The sequence below is a fragment of the bacterium genome, assembly GCA_016873475.1.
GTDB lineage: Bacteria > Krumholzibacteriota > Krumholzibacteriia > JACNKJ01 > JACNKJ01 > VGXI01.
This window is the reverse complement of sequence record VGXI01000257.1, coordinates 1-3,957: the sequence shown is the minus strand read 5'-3', so window position 1 is coordinate 3,957 and position 3,957 is coordinate 1. Positions and strand designations below refer to the sequence as shown.

Sequence of the window (3,957 nt, the reverse complement as noted above, 5' to 3'; positions counted from 1 at the left end):
GGGGGCTGGTGCCGAGGTTCTGGAGCGCGACTGCGAGCTCGATCCGCTCGCCGGGACTGGGGCGGCCGTCGTCGTTGCCCAGGCTGGCGCCGGCGGCGTCGTCGTCCAGGCTGTGATCGGCCAGGCTCGGGAAGACCGCCTGCGCGCCGATCGTGAGGCTGCCCAGGTGGGCGAAGAGATTGTGGCCGGTGACCGTGACGAGCAGTGAGCCCGTCGTGACGCCGGGCGCCAAAGGCAGCACCGCGCTGCCGCCGGCGTCCGTGTAGCCGGAAACGCGCACCTCGTCGCCCTTGGCAATCGTGACGCGCGCGCCCACCACGGGCTGGCCGGCGCTCGTCACGCTGACGGGAACGGCAGTCGCGCCGGGCGGCAGGGAAGCCGGGTAGCCGACGTTGAGCGCGGCCGGAAAGCCCGTGTACATGTCGGTCACCGGGTCGCCCATCAGGTTGTTCCACATCGACCAGATCTCGACCCGCGTGGGCTCCGCAATCTGGTAGGCGCTGTACAGCTCGTACTTGCCGCGCGTGTGGGCGACGCCGAGCCGGTGGTCCGGGCCGTTGATGGCCCCGTCGAAGCAGCCCTTGTAGTAGGTGTTGTTGTAGCGCGTGTGCGTGCCGAGCGTCGCCGTCCCGACGGCGCCGATGCCGCCGCCGTTGGCGGCCTTCGTCCAGGCCTCGGAGATCGCCGTGTTGTCGCTCTTGAAGGAGCCCGTGCCGCAGGTGACGACGAGGGCGAAGGGCAGCTCGTTGCCGTTGGTCAGGTTGAGGATGTTGCCGCTCGACATGCCGCTCATCCCCCACCAGCCGCGATAGCCGAAGGCACTCAGACCCTGGTTGATGCTCTGCGTCATCAGGCTGGGGAAGTTGCCGCTCCAGATGGTGTCCACCTGGGTGTAGCCCTGCCTCAGCAGCTGCGTCTTCACCCACTGGTTCACGTAGATGACGCCGATGCCCGACTGCCCGGGGTCGCCGCAGAGCCCGGCGCGCCGGAACCAGCCGCTGTCCGTCAGCGGCGGGTTCGTCTCGTAGGTGAGGATCTTGTTGACGATGATGTCGAGCTCGTTCGTGCTGCGGTAGCTCAGGCGCCCGAGGTGCACGTCGGCGAGGATGTCACCGCCGGCCAGCGTCGTGTAGTAGTGGTCGCCCTCGCCGTTGTAGCCGCTGAGGTTCTCGTTCCAGCAGTTGACGAGGTAGGTGCCCGAGGCGTCGCCGGCCAGGCTGACGAACTCGAGCGGCGGGTTCGCCGTGTTGTAGAGGTTCTGGATGTAGGCCTTGATCGCCACGTTGCTGGTGCCGGTCGTCGTCGTGCTGACGACAACGACGTTGTAGCCCTGGCGCTTGCGCAGGTCGATCAGCGGCTGCAAGCGCGTGAGGACGCCGGTAACGTCGGGGTAGATCAGCAGGTAGGTGCCGGGACCGACAGCGGCCTCGCCGAGCCGGTAGAGGTCGCTCTGCTCCAGGTTCACCACCAGTTCCCGGTAGAGACGATCGAAGCTCTCGGGAATCAGCGCGGGCCGGGTGAGCGAGGGCGCGGCGGGATCCGGCGTGAACTCGAGCTCGACCTCGAGACGCTCGGCCACGCGCAGCTCGCCGCTCGCCGGATCGTAGCCGACGGGCGAGAAGGTCAGCGGCACCACGCGCAGGGCATTCATCTGCGCCGGCGCGCCGAGCGCCGCCGTCGGCATTGACGCCGCCGCGCGCGCGTACCAGTCGCGATCGATGACGAAGCGGTCGGCGGCATCGGGCTGCACGGGCAGCACGCGATAGCCGGCGAGCCGGCGCTCGCTGGGGCGCACGGCCACGAGCCGAGCCTGCATGCCCGCGGGCAGCGCGACCAGGCGCGTGAAGGTGGGCAGGCCGGCCTGGCCGTCCGCGCCGGCGATGGCGCCGCCGGGCAGGGAGAGCGCCTGATAGGTCGCGCCCTCGATGGTGAATTCCTCCACCGCCAGGGTCGGCAGCGCGAGGGAAACGCGCAGGCCACTGGCGGTCTCGCCCAGCACCTCCAGCGTGGGCGCGAGCGCGGCTGCCGGCGCGCGCAGCTCGAGCGCGCCGGCGAGCGCAGGCAGCGCGAGGACGAACATTCCAACAAAGACACGCAGGGCAGTACTCCGCATGGGGATCCTCCGGAGCTTGCGGATGGGCAGGCGGGCTCGAACTCGAGCGGATGGCGGAACCGCTCCATTATAGCCCAATCCCCGTGGATCTGGATAGCCCTTGCTTGCACGGCATTCCCCGGCGCGGCGCGGGGCTTTATTCCCGCCTGCGGGCTGCTATACTGCCGCCGCGCCCCCTCCGCCCACCCCGACACCCCAGCCGACGAGGTAGAGCATGCTGCCCTTCTTGACCGAGGAGAACCTGCGCTGGAAAGCGAAAGCCCACGAGATCGCCGAGCGCGTCGTGCGGCCCCTGGCCAGCAAGTACGACGAGCTGCAGGAGTACCCCTGGGAGATCAAGGACGCCCTGGCCGAAGCCGGCCTGCTCGGCGTCTGGATCCCCAAGGAGTACGGCGGCGCCGGCGCGGGCGTGCTCAACCTGTGTCTTTGCGTCGAGGAGCTCAGCCGCGCCTGCGGCGGCGTCGGCGTGGCCTACGCCGTGAACGCCCTGGGCAGCTTCCCGATCCTACTCTCCGGCACGGAGGAGCAGAAGCGCAAGTACCTGCCCGAGATCGCCGCCGGCCGCAAGCTGATCGCCTTCGGCCTCAGCGAGAAGTTCGCGGGCAGCGACGCCGCCAGCCTGCGCGCCCGGGCCGAGCAGACGGCCAGGGGCTGGCGCCTGAACGGCGAGAAGAAGTGGACGACCAACGGCGGCGTGGCCGAACTCTACACGGTCTTCGCCGTCACCGACCCGGAGAGCCAGCGCTCGCGGGTGAGCGCCTTCATCGTCGAGAAGCGCGACCCCGGATTCTCGATCCAGAAGATCGAGGACAAGATGGGCATCCGGGCCGTGCCCGTGGTGGAGCTGGACTTCGAGGACTGCGAGATCCCGGCGGATCGCCTCCTCGGCGGCAAGACCGGCATCGGCTTCAAGCAGGCGATGATGACCCTCGACCGGGCCCGCCCCGGCGTGGCCGCGCAGGGCGTCGGCCTTGCCCAGGGCGCCCTCGAGTACGCCGCCGTGTATGCGAACCGGCGCAAGCAGTTCGGGCAGTCGATCGGCAGCTTCCAGATGATCCAGGGCATGCTGGCCGACATGAGCGCGCGGGTCGAAGCGGCCCGCTTCCTGGTCTACGCGGCGGCCAAGTACATCGACGACGGCGCCGCCGATGTGAGCAAGCTCGCCGCCGAGGCCAAGCTCTTCGCCACCGACACGGCGATGCAGGTGACCACGGACGCCGTGCAGATCTTCGGCGGCTACGGCTACATGAAGGACTACCCCATCGAGAAGTACATGCGCGACGCCAAGATCACCCAGATCTACGAGGGCACCAATCAGGTGCAGCGCATGGTGGTCAGCCGCTGGGTGCTCAAGGAGGCCCGCGAGCACGCGGCCCTGGACGCCTTCATCCCGCGCGAGGTCCAGAAACACGTGAACCCGGCCGAGGTGAGCTAGCCGATCCGGGCTCCCCTCGCCCCTCTCCCTGGAGCCCGGCCCCGCGGTCGGGCTCTCTTCGTGACCGTTGATCTCATGGAACCACTTGACAGCCGTACGTGTGTTCTGTAGAATTAGGACACTAGTTCACTAGCCCTTTGGAGGGCGACATGAAACACCAAGCCAGGCCCCTGACCCTGGACACAGCGAGCGGGCTGCCCATCTATCGGCAGATCGTCGACTGGGTGAAGGTGAACGCGGCGGCCGGGGCTCTGCCCCCGGGCGCGCGGCTGCCCACCGTCCGCCAGCTCGCCGTGGACCTGGGCGTCAACAGCAACACGGTGGCGCGGGCCTATCTGGAGCTGGAGCGCATGGGCGTGGTCCACACCCTGCGCGGGAAGGGCACCTACGGCGCCGACGGCGAGGCCCC

The 3,957-nt window shown here is 69.2% G+C and carries 3 protein-coding genes; 2 read left to right on the top strand and 1 reads right to left on the bottom strand.

The window, feature by feature from the left end:
- Window positions 1-2,113 (bottom strand): hypothetical protein (locus FJ251_14275; GenBank protein MBM4118871.1); only part of this gene is annotated, 2,113 nt, incomplete at its 3' end.
- Between the two features lie 214 nt (window positions 2,114-2,327).
- On the opposite strand from FJ251_14275, the gene FJ251_14270 reads away from it, so the two are divergent.
- Together FJ251_14270 and FJ251_14265 are read left to right on the top strand one after the other, a co-directional pair.
- Window positions 2,328-3,548 (top strand): acyl-CoA dehydrogenase, encoded by a 1,221-nt coding sequence (locus FJ251_14270; GenBank protein ID MBM4118870.1) that lies wholly within the window; start codon window positions 2,328-2,330, stop codon window positions 3,546-3,548.
- A 149-nt stretch (window positions 3,549-3,697) separates the two neighbouring features.
- Window positions 3,698-3,957 (top strand): GntR family transcriptional regulator (locus tag FJ251_14265; GenBank protein ID MBM4118869.1); only part of this gene is annotated, 260 nt, incomplete at its 3' end.

What these genes read in the sequence shown, in the direction of transcription:
- FJ251_14270 (MBM4118870.1), top strand. Translation starts at nt 2,328, where the DNA reads ATGCTGCCCTTCTTGACCGAGGAGAACCTGCGCTGGAAAGCGAAAGCC.